Origin of the sequence: Pseudomonas sp. RIT-PI-o, assembly GCF_001297215.1 — a bacterium.
GTDB classification, from domain to species: domain Bacteria; phylum Pseudomonadota; class Gammaproteobacteria; order Pseudomonadales; family Pseudomonadaceae; genus Aquipseudomonas; species Aquipseudomonas moraviensis_A.
On the sequence record NZ_LHPA01000018.1, the window covers coordinates 58,505 to 75,115 of the forward strand.

Below are 16,611 nucleotides of genomic sequence, written 5' to 3' on the forward strand. Positions count from 1 at the left end.
TTTGTCAGTCCTGCCATTGAAGGCTGTAATCAGCGCAGATTCTTCCTGCATTCGGAAGACACAAAAACAATAACTGTCCTTCTGCCCCGACGGGTGTCAGAAAAGGAGTGCACGATGCAACCCACTGCAAAAGCTCTGCTCGCTCTCACCTGCATGACCCTCAGCAGCGTCAGCCTTGGCGCCCAGACCCTGACCATCGCCACCGTCAACAACAGCGACATGATCCGCATGCAAAAACTCTCGAAGACCTTCGAGAGCGAGCACCCGGACATCAAGCTCAATTGGGTGGTGCTGGAAGAAAACGTCCTGCGTCAGCGTCTGACCACTGACATCGCCACCCAGGGCGGACAGTTCGACGTGTTGACCATCGGCATGTACGAAGCGGCACTCTGGGGCGGCAAGGGCTGGCTCGAGCCGATGAAGGATCTGCCGGCCAGTTACGCTCTGGACGACGTGTTCCCCTCGGTGCGCGAAGGCCTGTCGGTGAAAGGTTCGCTGTATGCGCTGCCGTTCTACGCAGAGAGTTCGATCACCTACTACCGCACCGACCTGTTCAAGGACGCCGGGCTGACCATGCCGGAGCGTCCGACCTGGGAAGAGATCGCCGGTTTCGCGGAAAAACTCACCCAGAAAGACAAAGAGCAATACGGCATCTGCCTGCGCGGCAAGGCCGGTTGGGGCGAGAACATGGCGCTGGTCACCACGGTCGCCAACGCCTACGGCGCGCGCTGGTTCGATGAGCAGTGGAAGCCGGAATTCAGCGGGCCGGAATGGAAAAATGCGCTGAATTTCTACGTCAACACCATGAAGAAATCCGGCCCGCCGGGCGCATCCAGCAACGGTTTCAACGAAAACCTCGCCCTGTTCAACAGTGGCAAATGCGCGATCTGGGTCGATGCCAGCGTCGCCGGCTCCTTCGTCACCGACAAGACCCAGAGCAAGGTCGCCGATCACGTCGGCTTCACCTTCGCCCCGCATCAGGTCACGGATAAAGGCTCGGCGTGGCTGTATTCATGGGCGCTGGCGATTCCAACCAGTTCCAAGGCCAAAGACGCGGCGAAAACCTTCAGCGCGTGGGCCACTTCCAAAGAGTACGGCGAACTGGTTGCCAAGACCGATGGCATCGCCAACGTGCCGCCGGGCACCCGCGCTTCGACCTACAGCGACGCGTACATGAGCGCCGCGCCGTTTGCCAAGGTGACGCTGGAGTCGCTGAAGGCCGCCGACCCGAGCAAGCCGACGCTCAAACCAGTGCCGTACATTGGCATTCAGCTGGTGACCATTCCTGAATTCCAGGCCGTGGGCACCCAGGTCGGCAAGCTGTTCTCGGCCGCGCTGATCGGCCAGACCACGGTGGACCAGGCGCTGGCAGCGGCGCAGCAGACCACGGAACGTGAGATGAAGCGCGCGGGTTATCCGAAGTAATCCGCAAAGCTTGCTCCTGCTTTTGTAGGAGTGAGCCTGCTCGCGATGAGGCCGTGTCAGTCGACATCAACGTTGAATGATATTGCGCTATCGCGAGCAGGCTCACTCCTACAGGGGATCTTCATTCGCCTGTCGAATCGGTTACTGCCATGAATACTTCAACTGCCAAAGCCCACATCGATCTGTCGCCACCCCAGCGCAAGCTTCGGGTGCGCAACCCAGGCTGGTTTCTGGTCAGTCCTTCGGTGGCACTCTTGCTGCTGTGGATGATCGTGCCGCTGGGCATGACCCTGTACTTTTCGATGATCCGCTACAACCTGCTCTACCCCGGCGAAAACGAATTCGTGGGGCTTGAGAACTTCACGTATTTCCTTACCGATTCGGGTTTCATGCCCGGTGCGACCAATACGTTGTTGCTGGTTGGCAGCGTGTTGCTGATCAGCGTGGTCTTCGGCGTGCTGATCAGCGCGTTGCTGGAGGCCAGCGAATTTCTGGGTCGCGGTCTGGTGCGAGTGATGCTGATTTCGCCGTTCTTCATCATGCCCACGGTCGGTGCGCTGATCTGGAAGAACCTGATCTTCCACCCGGTTTCGGGGATCCTCGCCTACATCTGGAAGCTGTTCGGCGCGCAACCGGTGGACTGGCTGGCGCACTACCCGCTGCTGTCGATCATCATCATCGTTTCGTGGCAATGGCTGCCCTTCGCGATCCTGATTCTGATGACGGCGATGCAGTCGCTGGATCAGGAACAGAAGGAAGCCGCACGCCTGGACGGTGCCGGCCCGATCGCGATCTTCTGGCATCTGACGCTGCCGCATCTGGCACGGCCGATCGCCGTGGTGGTGATGATCGAAACGATCTTCCTGCTCTCGGTATTCGCGGAAATCTTCACCACCACTAATGGCGGCCCCGGCTACGCCTCGACCAACCTCGCCTACCTGATCTACAACCAGGCGCTGGTGCAGTTCGACGTCGGCATGGCTTCGGCGGGCGGTTTGATTGCCGTGGTCATCGCCAACATCGCCGCGATCATTCTGGTGCGGATGATCGGCAAAAACCTGACTGACAAAGCGTGAGGCCTGCCATGACGCTCCAACAATCCCGCCGCCTGCAAAGCCTGCTGCTCGGTACGCTGGCCTGGGCCATCGCGATCGTGATTTTCTTCCCGATCTTCTGGATGGTGATGACCAGCTTCAAGAGCGAAATCGACGCTTTCGCCACGCCGCCGCAGTTCATCTTCACACCGACGCTGGAGAACTACCTGCACATCAACGAGCGCAGCGACTATTTCAGTTTCGCCTGGAATTCGGTGGTGATCTCCTTCAGCGCCACCGCCCTGTGTCTGTTGATCGCGGTGCCGGCGGCCTACTCGATGGCGTTCTACGAAACCCAGCGCACCAAAGGCACGCTGCTGTGGATGCTCTCGACCAAGATGCTGCCGCCGGTGGGCGTGCTGATGCCGATTTATCTGTTGGCCAAGAGCTTTGGCCTGCTCGACACGCGCATTGCGCTGATCGTGATCTACACGCTGATCAACCTGCCGATCGTGGTCTGGATGGTTTACACCTACTTCAAGGACATTCCCAAAGACATCCTCGAAGCCGCCCGGCTTGACGGCGCGACGCTGTGGCAGGAAATGGTGCGCGTGCTGCTGCCGATCGCCAAGGGCGGCCTCGCCTCGACCGTGCTGCTGTCGCTGATCCTGTGCTGGAACGAGGCGTTCTGGTCGCTGAACCTGACCTCGTCGAATGCCGCGCCACTGACTGCGTTGATCGCCTCGTACTCAAGCCCCGAGGGTCTGTTCTGGGCCAAGTTGTCGGCAGTCTCGACCCTCGCCTGCGCGCCGATTCTGATCTTCGGCTGGATCAGCCAGAAACAACTGGTGCGCGGGCTGTCGTTTGGTGCCGTCAAATGAATACCCCTGAGCGAACACATTCCCCTGTAGGAGTGAGCCTGCTCGCGATTCGGCCGTGTCAGTCGACATCAATGTTGAAGGACATTCCGCTATCGCGAGCAGGCTCACTCCTACAGAAAAGCGCGTCCGGCTTAACAGAATGAAAACCACGGAGGCCCATCTCATGGCCAACCTGAAAATCAAGAATCTGCAAAAAGGCTTCGAAGGCTTTTCCATCATCAAGGGCATCGACCTGGAAGTGAACGACAAGGAGTTCGTGGTCTTCGTCGGCCCGTCGGGCTGCGGCAAGTCCACCCTGCTGCGGCTGATCGCCGGGCTGGAAGAAGTCAGCGGCGGCACCATCGAACTCGACGGCCGCGACATTACTGAAGTCAGCCCGGCCAAGCGTGATCTGGCGATGGTGTTCCAGACCTACGCGCTGTATCCGCACATGACCGTGAAGAAGAACATGTCCTTCGCCCTCGATCTGGCCGGCGTGCCGAAAGCCGAGGTCGAGCGCAAGGTCGGCGAAGCGGCGCGCATTCTCGAACTCGGGCCGATGCTCGAGCGCAAACCCAAGCAGCTGTCCGGCGGCCAGCGCCAGCGCGTGGCGATCGGCCGTGCCATCGTGCGCAACCCGAAGATTTTCCTTTTCGATGAACCGCTGTCCAACCTCGACGCGGCGTTGCGCGTGCAGATGCGTCTGGAGCTGCTGCGCCTGCACAAAGACCTGCAAGCAACGATGATCTACGTGACCCACGATCAGGTCGAAGCGATGACCATGGCCGACAAGGTCGTGGTGCTCAACGGCGGCAGGATCGAACAGGTCGGCTCGCCGCTTGACCTCTATCACCACCCGGCCAACCTGTTCGTCGCCGGCTTTCTCGGCACGCCGAAAATGGGTTTCCTCAAAGGCAAGATCGCGCGCATCGACGGCGCCAGCTGCGAAGTTGCGCTGGACGCCGGCACGCGCATCACCCTGCCGTTCAATGCCGCCAACCTCAGCGTCGGCAGCGCGGTGACGCTGGGCATTCGCCCGGAACACCTTGAGCTGGCGCAACCCGGCGACTGCACGTTGCAGGTGACTGCCGACGTTAGCGAGCGCCTCGGCAGCGACACTTTCTGCCACGTCACCACCAGCGCCGGCGAAGCCCTGACCATGCGCGTGCGCGGCGATCTGGCCAGCCGTTATGGCGAACAATTGAACCTGCGCCTGGATCCGACTCACTGCCATCTGTTCGACGCCGAGGGTGTGGCGCTGACCCGCCCACTGCGCGCTGCCGCCTGACTTCGAGACTATCCGATGAAACTCAACCAACAGAACCTCAATCGCCTCGCCGCCGAAGTGCAACTCCCCGGCTACGACCTCGGCGACACACGCCAGGGCATCGCGCACATCGGCGTCGGTGGCTTCCACCGCGCGCATCAGGCCTATTACACCGATGCCTTGATGAACACTGGCGAAGCGCTCGACTGGGCCATCTGTGGCGTCGGCCTGCGCCCGGAAGATCGCCGCGCTCGCGATGATCTGCGCGAGCAGGATTATCTGTTCACTCTGTTCGAACTGGGCGACAGCGACGACACCGAAGTGCGCGTCATCGGCGCCATCCGCGACATGCTGCTCGCCGAAGATGGCGCACAGGCGCTGATCGACAAACTGGCCGAACCGCAGATCCGCATCGTCTCCCTGACCATCACCGAGGGCGGTTACTGCATCGACGACAGCAACGGCGAGTTCATGGCGCATCTGCCGCAGATTCAACACGACCTGGCCCATCCCGAAGCGCCGGGCACCGTGTTCGGTTTCCTCTGCGCCGCATTGGCCAAACGCCGAGCGGCGGGCGTTCCGGCGTTCACGGTGATGTCCTGCGATAACCTGCCGCACAACGGCGCGGTCGCTCGCAAGGCGCTGCTGGCCTTCGCCGCCCTGCGTGATCCGCAACTGCGCGAGTGGATCGAGCAGAACGTCAGTTTCCCCAACGCCATGGTCGACCGCATTACACCGATGACCAGCACCGCACATCGCCTGCAACTGGCCGACAAACACGCCGTTGACGATGCCTGGCCGGTGGTCTGCGAACCGTTTGTGCAGTGGGTGCTGGAGGACAAATTCGGCAACGGCCGCCCCGCATGGGAAAAGGTCGGCGTGCAGTTCACCGACGATGTTTCGCCGTATGAAGAAATGAAAATCAAGCTGCTCAACGGTAGTCACTTGGCGCTCACCTATCTGGGTTTTCTCAAGGGTTATCGCTTCGTCCACGAGACCATGAACGACCCGCTGTTCGTGCGGTACATGCGCGCCTATATGGACCTCGACGTCACGCCGCAACTGGCACCGGTACCGGGCATCGATCTGAGCGAGTACAAGGACACGCTGGTGGCGCGATTTTCCAATCAGGCGATTGCCGATCAGCTTGAGCGGGTGTGTTCGGATGGCTCGTCGAAGTTTCCCAAATTCACCGTGCCGACGATCAATCGGTTGATTGCCGATGGCAAAGAGACCAAACGCGCGGCATTGGTCGTCGCCGCGTGGGCCTTGTATTTGAAGGGCGTGGACGAGAACGGCGATACGTATTCGATTCCGGATCCGCGAGCGGCTTTCGTTCAGGGACTGGTGGCGGACGATGAGTTGATCACGGAGCGGTTACTGGGCGTTGAAGAGATTTTCGGCACGGCGATCGCGAATTCGGCGGAGTTTGTTGCGGCGTTCGAATGGTGCTGCCAGAGTCTGCGCGAGGTTGGGGTTTCGCGGACTCTGGAACGGGTGCTCGGCTGAAAAGCCCCTCACCCTAGCCCTCTCCCTGGGGGAGAGGGAACCGACCGCGGGGTTCTTCGTTATTCATCGACCTGAAATTTCGAATCGAATACAAAGTTTGAAAAGCATGAAAATCTGCTCCCTTTTCCCCTCGCCCCCCCTGGGGGAGAGGGCTGGGGTGAGGGGGTAGCTCTTGATCTTCAGCGCAATCTGACAGGCCCATACATGACAACAACAAAGCTCTTCCTGGGTATCGACTGCGGCACCCAAGGCACCAAAGCGATCATCCTCGATGCCGACAGCGGTCAGGTGCTCGGTCTGGGCGCGGCGCCCCATACGATGATCAGCGGCGCCAATGGCCGCCGCGAACAAGACGTCCAGCAGTGGCTCGACGCTTTCGTCAGCGCCACTCGCCAGGCCTTGCAGGCGGCCAATGTCGACGGTCAGGCGATTCTCGGCGTCGGCGTCTCCGGGCAGCAACACGGTCTGGTTCTGCTCGACGAGAAAGGGGCAGTGCTGCGCCCGGCCAAGCTCTGGTGCGATACCGAAACCACGCCGGAAAACGACCGCTTGCTCGCGCAACTGGGCGGCGAGCAAGGTTCACTGGAACGCCTCGGCGTGGTCATTGCACCGGGTTACACGGTGTCGAAACTGCTCTGGACCAAAGAGCAGCACCCCGAGGTGTTCTCACGCATCGCTCGGATCCTCCTGCCCCACGACTACCTCAACTACTGGCTTACCGGCCGCGCCTGCAGCGAATACGGCGACGCGTCCGGCACCGGTTATTTCAACGTACGCACGCGTCAGTGGGATTTGCAGATCCTGCGCGACATAGACGCCAGCGGCCGTTTGCAAACCGCGCTGCCGGAGCTGATCGACGCACATGCCGCGGTTGGTACCCTCCTGCCAGCGATTGCCGAGCAACTCGGCATCAACCCCAACGCAGTCGTTTCGAGCGGCGGTGGCGACAACATGATGGGCGCCATCGGCACCGGCAATATCCAGCCCGGCGCGATCACCATGAGCCTCGGATCGTCCGGCACGGTCTACGCCTTCTCCGACGCGCCGAAGGTCAGCGCCGATGCCTCGGTGGCCACGTTCTGCTCGTCCAGCGGCGGCTGGCTGCCGCTGATCTGCACCATGAACCTGACCAACGCCACCGGCGCGATTCGTGAATTGTTCAAGCTCGATCTGCCGACCTTCAATGAATTGGTCGCGCAGTCGCCGATCGGCGCCGAAGGCGTGAGCATGCTGCCGTTTCTCAACGGCGAACGCGTCCCCGCCCTGCCCCACGCGACCGGCAGCCTGCACGGGCTGACCATGGACAATCTGACCCAGGCCAATCTGTGCCGCGCCGCTGTCGAAGGCACCACCTTCGGTTTGCGCTACGGGCTGGATTTGCTCCGTCAGAATGGTTTACAAAGCCTGCGCATCTGCCTGATCGGAGGCGGCTCGAAGAGCGCGGTGTGGCGGCAGATCGTCGCCGACATCATGAACGCCCCGGTGATCTGCACCGAACAAAGCGAAGCCGCCGCACTGGGCGCAGCGATTCAGGCAGCGTGGTGCGCGTTGCGTTTGAACGGTGACGATGTCTCCCTGGCCGCTCTGTGCGAACGCTGCGTGAAACTCGACACGCGCAGTGAAACCCTGCCGATTGCCGCCAATGTCGCGGCGTTCCAGCAGGCCTACGAACGCTATCAACAGCATGTCGCAACCCTATAACGAGCAAACAACTATGTACCTGGTGTGTGGCGAAGCCCTGTTTGATTTCTTCAGCGAAAACGATGCCAGCGGTCTGGCCTCGAAAGTCAATTTCAAAGCGATTGCCGGCGGCTCGCCGTTCAACGTTGCCGTCGGTTTGCGCCGTTTGGGCGTGGACTCGGCGTTGTTCGGCGGCCTGTCCACTGACTACCTCGGCCGCCGACTGCAGCAAGTGCTGCAGGACGAAGGCGTGCGCCCGGACTATCTGGTGGATTTCGCCGCGCCGACCACCCTGGCAATGGTCGCCGTGGGCGCCAACGGTTCGCCGCATTACAGCTTCCGTGGCGAGGGTTGTGCCGACCGGCAGTTGAGCGAGGCGCATCTGCCGACACTCAGCGACGAGGTGCGCGGCCTGCACATTGGCTCGTTTTCGCTGGTGGTGCAGCCGATTGGCGACACGCTGCTGAGACTGGTTCAGCGCGAAAGCGGCAATCGCCTGATCAGCCTCGATCCCAATGTGCGTCTCAACCCCGAGCCGAACATCGATCTATGGCGCGAGCGCATCGCCACGCTGGTGCGGCTGGCCGATCTGATCAAAGTCAGCGACGAAGACCTGAGCCTGCTTTATCCCGAGCAGGATCCGCAGCAGGTGATTGAAGGCTGGCTCGAACATCGCTGCCAGATCGTCTTCCTGACGCGCGGCGGCGACGGCGCGACCGTGTTCAGTCGCGCCCACGGCTCATGGTCGGTGCCGGCCAACCCGGTAACGATTGCCGATACCGTCGGCGCCGGTGATACCTTCCAGGCAGCGCTGATCACTTGGCTGACCGAGCACTCGCTGGACTCGGTCGCAGGCGTGCAGCAGCTCAGTCGCGAGCAAATTGACGGCATGCTCAGGTTCGCCGTGCAAGCCGCCGCGCTGACGTGTAGCAAAACCGGTCCGGATCTGCCCTATCGTCATCAATTGAGCTGAGCGCGTAGACTGTCGGCCTTTTTGCGCACGACGGAAAACAGCTTTTGAATCACAGGCACATCTTCGCCCTCCTGACCCTGGCCACCCTGCTGAGCGGTTGCGGCACCTCGCCGCCCCGCTCGCCGGAAGACATCTGCGCAATCTTCCGCGAGAAAAGCGACTGGTACGACGCCGCGCAAGTCACCCAGAAACGCTGGGGCGTGCCGATTCAGGTGCCCTTCGCGATCATGTACCAAGAGTCCGGCTATCGCTACGACGCCAAGACGCCTCGCAAATACCTGCTCTGGGTGATTCCTTGGGGCCGCGTCTCGACCGCGTCCGGCTACGCGCAAGCCAAGGACGAAGTCTGGGCCGACTACCAGAAAAGCACCGGTCGCAACTGGGCCGATCGCGAAGACTTCGACGACGCCATCGACTTCGTCGGCTGGTACATGGACAAGACCACCTCGATCAACGGCGTGTACAAATACGACGCCTACAACCAGTACCTGAACTACCACGAAGGCTGGGGCGGCTTTCGCAACAAGACCTACGCGAGCAAAGCGTGGCTACTACCGACCGCACGCAAGGTGCAGAACCGCTCGGATCTGTACGCGCAGCAGTATGCCGGGTGCAAGGAAGACCTCAATCGCGGGTTCTGGAGCCGGTTCTGGCATTGGTTGTAGGGTGATCCGAACGCCTCATCGCGAGCAGGCTCACTCCTACAAGAGATCTTCGGTGGACGCGGTAATCATGCCCGCCACCCATCCAATGCAGGAGTGAGCCTGCTCGCGATAGCGCCCGATCAGACACTAAAAATCCATTCACTGCCCGGCTTCACTGGCCGAAACCGCCCTCCTAAGGGTTTTCCCTATGGCATCGCAGTCCCACGCCTACGCCATTTGCGCCTTGAATGAGGCCGTCTAATCCTGCAACATCCATCACCTGCTTATTCAACGGACGGAATTCAAGGCATGCTGGACGCCAACGCAACCCACATCACCCTCTCGATCGAAGACGCCAACGCCGACCTGCAAGTCCTCAGCTTCACCGGTCGCGAAGCCCTCAACGAACCGTTCCGTTTCGACCTCGAACTGGTCAGCGCTCGCCCCGATCTGAAGCTCGAAGAGCTGCTGCACAAGCGCGCCTGCCTGACGTTCGGCGCCACCGGCGAAGGCAAGATTCACGGCCAGGTCTATCGCATCGAGCAGGGCGACTCCGGCAAGACCCTGACCCGCTACAGCATCAGCCTGATGCCACAATTGGCCTATCTGCAGCACAACCATGATCAGCAGATCTTCCAGCAACTGACGGTGCCGAAAATCATCGCCCAGGTGCTGGAAGATCGCGGCATTCTCTCCGACGCCTATAGCTTCCAGCTTGGCGCCGAGTACCAGGAACGCGATTATTGCGTGCAATACGACGAGTCCGACCTGCATTTCATCCAGCGTCTGTGCGAAGAGGAAGGCATTCACTTCCACTTCCAGCACAGCAGCAGCGGCCACAAACTGGTGTTCGGCGACGACCAGACCGTATTCCGCAAACTGAAACCGGTCAGCTACCAGCAAGACTCCGGCATGGCCGCCGAGAAGCCGGTGATCAAGCGCTTCAACCTGCGCCTGGAAACCCGCACCAGCCGCGTCAGCCGCCGCGACTACGATTTCGAAAAACCCAAGTTGCTGCCGGAAGGCGCGGTCAAATCCGAATTCGCCCCGGATCTGGAAGACTACGATTACCCCGGCCGCTTCACGACTCGCGAGCGCGGCAAGTTCCTCTCGACCCGCGCCCTGGAGCGCCATCGCAGCGACTACAAACTCGCCGAAGGCAAAGGTGACGAACCGACCCTCACCAGCGGCCATTTCCTCACGCTCGCCGAACACCCGCGCGCCGAGTGGAACGACCTGTGGCTGCTGCTGGAAGTCTTCCACGAAGGCAAACAACCGCAAGTGCTCGGCGAAAACGTCACCAGCGACGTCACCGACAACAAAAGCGATTTCCACCAGGGCTACCGCAACAGCTTCCTTGCCACCCCGTGGGACGCGCACTACCGCCCTGCCCTCGAACACCCGAAACCGAAAGTCCTCGGCAGCCAGACCGCCGTCGTCACCGGCCCGCCCGGTGAAGAAATCCACTGCGACCAGTACGGCCGCATCAAAGTGCAATTCCACTGGGACCGCGACGGCCAGTCCGACGACAAAACCACCTGCTGGATGCGCGTCGCCAGCGGCTGGGCCGGCGCAGCCTACGGCGGCATCGCCATCCCGCGCATCGGCATGGAAGTGCTCGTCACCTTCCTCGAAGGCGACCCCGACCAGCCCCTCGTCACCGGCTGCCTGTACCACAAGGAAAACGTCGTCCCCTACGACCTGCCCGCCAACAAGACCCGCAGCACCTTCAAAACCCTCAGCTCCCCGGGTGGCAAGGGCTACAACGAATTCCGCATCGAAGACAAGAAAGGCGCCGAACAGATCTACATCCACGCCCAGCGCGACTGGGACGAAAACATCGAACACGACCAGAAGATTCGCGTCGGCAACGAACGGCACGACACGGTTGAAGCCAACACCCTGAGCGAGTTCAAGGTTGAGGAACACCGGATTACGCATCTGGATCGGATTAGCGAGATGCGGGCGGATGATCATCTGACAGTTGCGGGGACGCAGCATGTGAAGGTGGGCATGGCGCAGTTTGTCGAGGCGGGGACGGAGATTCATTACCACGCTGGCGAAAAGGTTGTGATTGAGGGTGGCATGGAGCTGACCGCCAAGGCGGGCGGGAGCTTTGTGAAGGTGGATGCCGGTGGTGTGACCATCAGCGGGGCTGAGGTGAAGGTGAATACCGGTGGTGCGCCTGGGGTGGGAACCGGGATCGGGATTCTGGAACCTGTCATACCGTGGGCCGCAGCGAAAGACAAAGCAGGTGCCCTGCTCGTCCCGGCCGCCGCACAGATGGCCTTGGCCAAAGCCGCTCGCGCTGCCGGCGACATACGTTGCCCGATCTGCGAAGCCTGCCGCGAAGGCAAATGCGATCTGGGAGCTACAGCATGAGCGAAGCACTCAACAACTGGCTAGGCGAACAGGCCAGACTCAATCGCGTGCTGATTCTGGCACTGGACAGCCTCGCCGAACCCAATCCGGTCACCTCGCTGTATAGCGCCGGCGTCATGCAACGCTCGGTACAACTTTACCGCCGTACCGAATACGCGCAGTTCGCCGCCATCAGTCCATGGCTGACCGAATTACAGAACCCGGGCAACGATGCGTTCCGCAGACTACTTGATGACCCACAGCGCAACTGGGGCTGGATCGGCAGCATGGACAAGGCTGATCTCGACAGCCTGACCCAGCACTGGATCGCTCGCATGGTCATTGATGAAGATGGCGAGCGCTCGCTGTTCCGCTTCCAGGACAACCGCGTCCTCGCCCGCTGCCTCCGCAACTTGAAAGAAACCGAATGGCCGCTACTGCTCGGCCCGATCAGCAGCGTGCTGTATTGGGACCAGGATCAATGGAAAAGTGCGGATAACGGGCGGCCGGGGATATATCCGGTACCTAATCCGGCGCCGTGGCTTCGCAACCCGGAATCGGGTGAACAGGCCCGAAGCATCCTGCGAGACAACCTCAAGCGCTGGTTACTGACCTACCACGTCGATACGGCTGCCACACTGGCCGAAACCCGAGTCGTCAGTGAATGGCTTGAGGAGCAATTGGACTTGCTCGATGCATGGGACTGGCGAACCGAAGAGCAACGTCAGTTGATGCTGAGTCTGCGCCTGTCGCCACAATGCGCATCTGATATCGCCTGGGAACCCATTCCGGGAGAAACGCCTGAAGTGCATTTTGCGCGTTGTCAGCGAGTCTTCAGTAATCCAAAAGCAGGCGTCCCGGCTTGAGAATCAGTCTTTGGCCCGCCATGGCAGTGCTACCGGCACTGGGCGGATGCAGCTTCGCGCAACAGATTGCCGAAAGCAGCGTGAGTTACTACTCAAGCGACCATTTCACCTTGGTCGCCACCGTACCGGCGAACTTCGGTTTCACCTCTAAAGCACACTACTACCCAAAATCGGGCCAGACCTGCGAGGTCTACAGCTCCGGTCTTGGCGGCTACGTCACCCGTCAACAGCAGAAGTCCAATACGGTTGAAGCAAAAGCGGAAGCGCAGACAGCGTCTACGGATATACCGCTGGAATATCACATTGCGGGGTGTTCGATGGAGCTTGGCAGGGTTAGTTATGAGGTGAGCGGGAGGTATGGCGCAGGATCTTCAGACCGCGATTATGATCAGGCTGGTGGCTTATCTGTTAGGACGTGTGAAGTAGACAGTCGCTCAGGAATAATACCAAGCACCATAGAGCAAAGAGGCTTGTGCTCCTGGCTGTTCCAGATTAGTAAATCCAAGGCCAAGTTAGGAAAAATCGAAAAACTTTTGTTATGCAATGCAACCGATGAAAACTGGTCGTTGAAAAAAACGAAATATGAAACGAGGAAACCAGGTGGCTCAATCGCAATAAATAGACTTGCAAACACAACTGTAAAAGTTGAGTTTCGTCTTTCCAACGAAGAGCAGCCGTCAATTGGCGATACATGGATAAAATTTCCTAGCGGTTGGAAACCGTGCCTTGGAAAGGGCCCAAATGACCCTTTCGGATTCTGTCGTGGCAACAACAAAGACTTTAAAACTTTCAAAATGAATGATCGTGTATGCACCGTCTATCCCAACTGCGCAGAACAGGGAGTAGTTAATGAATGACCAAAATTTCTCACACAGTGTCCGAACTGTGTTTTTCCTTGTTCTGCCATTGATAGGCGCATGCAGCTTTGCCGGTCAGATGGCGAAGGACTCAGTAGAAGGTGTTACGAGCCACTACAGCAGTGACCACTTCACATTAGCTGCGACCATTCCTGCGAATTTTGGTTTTACATCGAAAGCCAAGTACTCGCCTAAAAAAGGTGAAAAATGCGAAGTCTACAGTCCTGGCCTTGGTGGAAATGTGATACGCCAACAACAAAAATCTAATACGACTGACGCTAAGAACGTTGAACAAACTGTGTCTACGGACATTCCGCTGGAATATAACATCGCTGACTGCTCCATGGAACTTACCCGCGTTAGTTATGAGGTAAGCGCCTCATACGGAGCAGGTGCGAGGGATCGCGACTTGGAACTCGCAGGAGGCTTAACCGTAACAGACACTAGAGCCCCCCAAGATCAAGTTCCTGCAAATATTATTGAGCAACGTGGAATTTGCAGTTGGCTTTTTCAAATCAGCACAGCGAAGGCAAAAAAAGACAATATTGAGAAGATATTGTCGTGTAGCGCCGCCGACCAACAATGGAACGTTCCTGACGATTATTCGAAGAGGAAAAAGCCTGGAGGAGCTATAACTAGAGACAAACTCAACAAAAAAACAGTCAACGTTGTATTCCACTTCTCTGAGATTGAAGAACCTTCGAAAGACAACCGCTGGGTTAAGACAAATCAAGGTTGGAAGCCTTGCCAAGAGACCGCTGAATCTGTTCGCTGCGGAGTTCTTCCTACCTTTAGAAATTTTAAGATAAATGGACGAGAATGCAGTATTTACCCGACCTGCAGTGAATAAGGACATAAGCGAATGCAGACTCAAGAAAAGCGCCTACTAAACGACCAAGCAAGATCATGCCCTCTAAAAGGAGGGTGGGTTAGTTTCCGACTTGTAGATGAGTTTGGGGAAGGAAAACCATACGCGAGCTTAGAATATGAAGTTACGGATTGCGAGGGCACAAAGCAGTCTGGTTCGCTTGATGCAGATGGATACGCAAAAATTGAAGGAAACTATAGCGGCCCACTGATACTTACATTGGCTAAAAAGTATTCTGGTGGAATCCCTTGGTACGAGGAGATTAGTGACCGCAAGACGTATCCTATTCCGCTGACAGACTTACAAGTTGCTGCTGAGCAAACTTTACGTCGTCCCATCGGTAGCACCAGCAAAACCGGCGCATACCGTGCCTCGGCGGAGAAAGGCGAATTTCACAACGTTGAAGTTCGTGACCTTGTTGAGCTCAGTAAACATTTGCCCCCTGCTGCAAAGCTTTCCAATCCTGTGCCAGCAGGTTGCGCCAAACTCGCTCGTGATTTCGCCGGGGACAAAGTTCCGAGTTTTGGTGTAGGCCTGCTACCAGAAAAACACTATGTCCTCGAAGTTCGCGCCTTGCGCGCATTCAGGCCGCTTCTGTCGCTCGCTCCAGAATTCAGTGCGTTGAACCTTTATCAACTGTCGCTGCTGGCTACGCTCAGTTACGGTGCTTTCGGTCAGACACCCGAGAAAGCTGACGCGACCCCGAAAAAAGATTTTGCGTTCACCTATCCCTCGCGCGGCACCATTGGTCATGTACTGAATACTTGCCTCGCGTGTTTCGAAGAGCCATCGAGTTACGCGGACTCCAAGAAGCCATCGTTTCCACTCGTAGAAGATGTGCCCTACTCCAAGCGCCTGGAAATCGTGCCCTTCGATCCAGAACTTTACCCGCAGAATGACTCATCCTCTGGTGAAGAACTGGAAACCCCCTCAGACGTGCATTTTTTCAATGATTTGAGACAAGGTGCAACGGACTGGAAAAATACCGACACCCAGGCCTATGCCACCCACGATGACCGGATCATCCTTATCGGTGTACGGGGTACGGCCGAAGGCTGGGATGGCTGGCGAGATGCCGATGCCAAACAAGTACCGATTGAGGGCGGAACCGGCAAGGCGCATCAAGGCTTTTATGAAGCATACATGGCGTTGCGGCCATTTATAGACCGCTACATTCTTCGCTTTCGCACCAATCAAAAGATCATCGTCTGCGGCCATAGTCTGGGCGGCGCCATTTCCTTGCTGCTTTCGGAATGGCTCCATCGTGAAATCACCAGCGACGTCATCCTGTACACCTTCGGCTCACCGCGTGCTGGCGACAAAGACTTTGTTGAATCCGCGAGCGGCCTGGTTCATCACCGGATCGTCAACCAGAACGACCCTGTGCCGAGCGTACCCGCCGGTTGGATGGATACCAAAAAGCCGATCTGGATCACCGGTCTTGCGGCGACGGTATCGGGTGTTCTAACACCTGCCGCTGGTGGGTTGGTCTTTGCCGCAGGCATGACGCGTTTCGGTGGCAAGCCTTATTGGCACCACGGTGAGCAACGCTACTTCATGCCATTACGACTACCTGGTCAAGGTGTCTCTTCTGTGTTGTGGACGCCCAACTGCGAAGGTTATGAAGAAGCCGCCATGACACGCTGCGTTGCGCAGTTGAAAAACAATGACACACCTGATCGCAAGCAATTCCTGGTGCAGGCGGCCAACGGCGGCGATCACAAAATGCTCGACGGTTATATTCCGGCATGTTGGGCATCCCTGCGCCGGTGGCAGGACACCCTGAAAACCGGTGGCTATATCATCAGTACCACGGAATCTGATCGATTAAAGCTTGAAGTCGAAACTTATCGTACTCAACTCAAGGAATGGCAGAGCAGAGCCGATGCAGAGTTTCCCGGCGGCACCATTGAAAGCCGGCCACAAGATCGCTCTACCGCATTACAACGGCGCTCGACAATGTCTGACCTTCAGGATCGGCAAAGAGCTATCAGGCAAGCGGTAAAGCATAACGAGAAAGAACTGGAAGCCCTTGAAGAGACGCTTCGGACCATCACCCGCCTGAGTACGACGAAACTCACGCTGGCTGAGATCTATGGCGATTGCACCGCGCTTGCTGACCTGCAGACCCACATTGACCGGTGGGCGGAACACAAAGAAAATCAGGAGTCGGTACGTTTGGCGCAGATTCCTTCGGCAAGAAATACGAGCATGGCTTGATGCGAACATTATGTTAATCAATGCCTGCACAGTGGAGGGAGTCGTCA

13 protein-coding genes are annotated in these 16,611 nt (G+C 58.4%); all 13 read left to right on the top strand.

The features are described 5' to 3' along the window. The first annotated feature begins 114 nt into the window (after positions 1–114). The 13 genes from AEQ63_RS08070 to AEQ63_RS08120 all read left to right on the top strand — a co-directional run bounded on the left by AEQ63_RS08070 (position 115) and on the right by AEQ63_RS08120 (position 16,564). On the top strand, positions 115–1,425 hold the full coding sequence (locus AEQ63_RS08070; RefSeq protein ID WP_042610085.1) for an ABC transporter substrate-binding protein: 1,311 nt from the start codon (positions 115–117) through the stop codon (positions 1,423–1,425). Between the two features lie 149 nt (positions 1,426–1,574). Further along, positions 1,575–2,501, top strand: coding sequence for a carbohydrate ABC transporter permease (locus AEQ63_RS08075; protein WP_041480415.1), 927 nt, complete (start codon positions 1,575–1,577; stop codon positions 2,499–2,501). 8 nt (positions 2,502–2,509) lie between these two features. Next, positions 2,510–3,340, top strand: a complete 831-nt coding sequence (locus tag AEQ63_RS08080) for a carbohydrate ABC transporter permease (RefSeq protein ID WP_016774872.1) — start codon at positions 2,510–2,512, stop codon at positions 3,338–3,340. A gap of 163 nt (positions 3,341–3,503) precedes the next feature. Beyond that, positions 3,504–4,607 (top strand): ABC transporter ATP-binding protein, encoded by a 1,104-nt coding sequence (locus AEQ63_RS08085; RefSeq protein WP_042606892.1) that lies wholly within the window; start codon positions 3,504–3,506, stop codon positions 4,605–4,607. Between the two features lie 15 nt (positions 4,608–4,622). After that, on the top strand, positions 4,623–6,095 hold the full coding sequence (locus AEQ63_RS08090) for a mannitol dehydrogenase family protein (RefSeq protein WP_064362683.1): 1,473 nt from the start codon (positions 4,623–4,625) through the stop codon (positions 6,093–6,095). A 204-nt stretch (positions 6,096–6,299) separates the two neighbouring features. Further along, the gene (gene xylB / locus AEQ63_RS08095) at positions 6,300–7,796 is read left to right on the top strand and encodes a xylulokinase (RefSeq protein ID WP_064362686.1); all 1,497 of its coding nucleotides are present in this window, start codon (positions 6,300–6,302) and stop codon (positions 7,794–7,796) included. A gap of 13 nt (positions 7,797–7,809) precedes the next feature. Further along, positions 7,810–8,748: a carbohydrate kinase family protein gene (locus tag AEQ63_RS08100; RefSeq protein ID WP_064362688.1), complete on the top strand. Its 939-nt coding sequence runs from the start codon at positions 7,810–7,812 to the stop codon at positions 8,746–8,748. A gap of 44 nt (positions 8,749–8,792) precedes the next feature. Continuing rightward, positions 8,793–9,413, top strand: a complete 621-nt coding sequence (locus AEQ63_RS08105) for a transglycosylase SLT domain-containing protein (RefSeq protein ID WP_064362690.1) — start codon at positions 8,793–8,795, stop codon at positions 9,411–9,413. 288 nt (positions 9,414–9,701) lie between these two features. Next, positions 9,702–11,774 carry a type VI secretion system Vgr family protein gene (locus AEQ63_RS08110; protein WP_064362693.1) on the top strand — a complete coding sequence of 691 codons (2,073 nt, stop codon included), beginning with the start codon at positions 9,702–9,704 and terminating at the stop codon, positions 11,772–11,774. After that, positions 11,771–12,619 (top strand): DUF4123 domain-containing protein, encoded by an 849-nt coding sequence (locus AEQ63_RS08115; RefSeq protein ID WP_064362694.1) that lies wholly within the window; start codon positions 11,771–11,773, stop codon positions 12,617–12,619. Before AEQ63_RS08110 ends, AEQ63_RS08115 begins: the two co-directional genes overlap by 4 nt. Further along, a complete protein-coding gene (locus tag AEQ63_RS27105) occupies positions 12,616–13,476 on the top strand; it encodes a hypothetical protein (RefSeq protein WP_082367760.1) in 861 nt (286 codons plus the stop codon). Before AEQ63_RS08115 ends, AEQ63_RS27105 begins: the two co-directional genes overlap by 4 nt. Then, the gene (locus tag AEQ63_RS27110; RefSeq protein WP_082367762.1) at positions 13,469–14,326 is read left to right on the top strand and encodes a hypothetical protein; all 858 of its coding nucleotides are present in this window, start codon (positions 13,469–13,471) and stop codon (positions 14,324–14,326) included. Before AEQ63_RS27105 ends, AEQ63_RS27110 begins: the two co-directional genes overlap by 8 nt. Positions 14,327–14,338: 12 nt before the next feature. Next, positions 14,339–16,564, top strand: coding sequence for a lipase family protein (locus tag AEQ63_RS08120; RefSeq protein ID WP_064362696.1), 2,226 nt, complete (start codon positions 14,339–14,341; stop codon positions 16,562–16,564). The last annotated feature ends 47 nt before the right edge of the window (positions 16,565–16,611 follow it).

What these genes read in the sequence shown, in the direction of transcription:
- AEQ63_RS08070 (WP_042610085.1), top strand. Translation starts at nt 115, where the DNA reads ATGCAACCCACTGCAAAAGCTCTGCTCGCTCTCACCTGCATGACCCTC.
- AEQ63_RS08075 (WP_041480415.1), top strand. Translation starts at nt 1,575, where the DNA reads ATGAATACTTCAACTGCCAAAGCCCACATCGATCTGTCGCCACCCCAG.
- AEQ63_RS08080 (WP_016774872.1), top strand. Translation starts at nt 2,510, where the DNA reads ATGACGCTCCAACAATCCCGCCGCCTGCAAAGCCTGCTGCTCGGTACG.
- AEQ63_RS08085 (WP_042606892.1), top strand. Translation starts at nt 3,504, where the DNA reads ATGGCCAACCTGAAAATCAAGAATCTGCAAAAAGGCTTCGAAGGCTTT.
- AEQ63_RS08090 (WP_064362683.1), top strand. Translation starts at nt 4,623, where the DNA reads ATGAAACTCAACCAACAGAACCTCAATCGCCTCGCCGCCGAAGTGCAA.
- xylB (WP_064362686.1), top strand. Translation starts at nt 6,300, where the DNA reads ATGACAACAACAAAGCTCTTCCTGGGTATCGACTGCGGCACCCAAGGC.
- AEQ63_RS08100 (WP_064362688.1), top strand. Translation starts at nt 7,810, where the DNA reads ATGTACCTGGTGTGTGGCGAAGCCCTGTTTGATTTCTTCAGCGAAAAC.
- AEQ63_RS08110 (WP_064362693.1), top strand. Translation starts at nt 9,702, where the DNA reads ATGCTGGACGCCAACGCAACCCACATCACCCTCTCGATCGAAGACGCC.
- AEQ63_RS08115 (WP_064362694.1), top strand. Translation starts at nt 11,771, where the DNA reads ATGAGCGAAGCACTCAACAACTGGCTAGGCGAACAGGCCAGACTCAAT.
- AEQ63_RS27110 (WP_082367762.1), top strand. Translation starts at nt 13,469, where the DNA reads ATGAATGACCAAAATTTCTCACACAGTGTCCGAACTGTGTTTTTCCTT.
- AEQ63_RS08120 (WP_064362696.1), top strand. Translation starts at nt 14,339, where the DNA reads ATGCAGACTCAAGAAAAGCGCCTACTAAACGACCAAGCAAGATCATGC.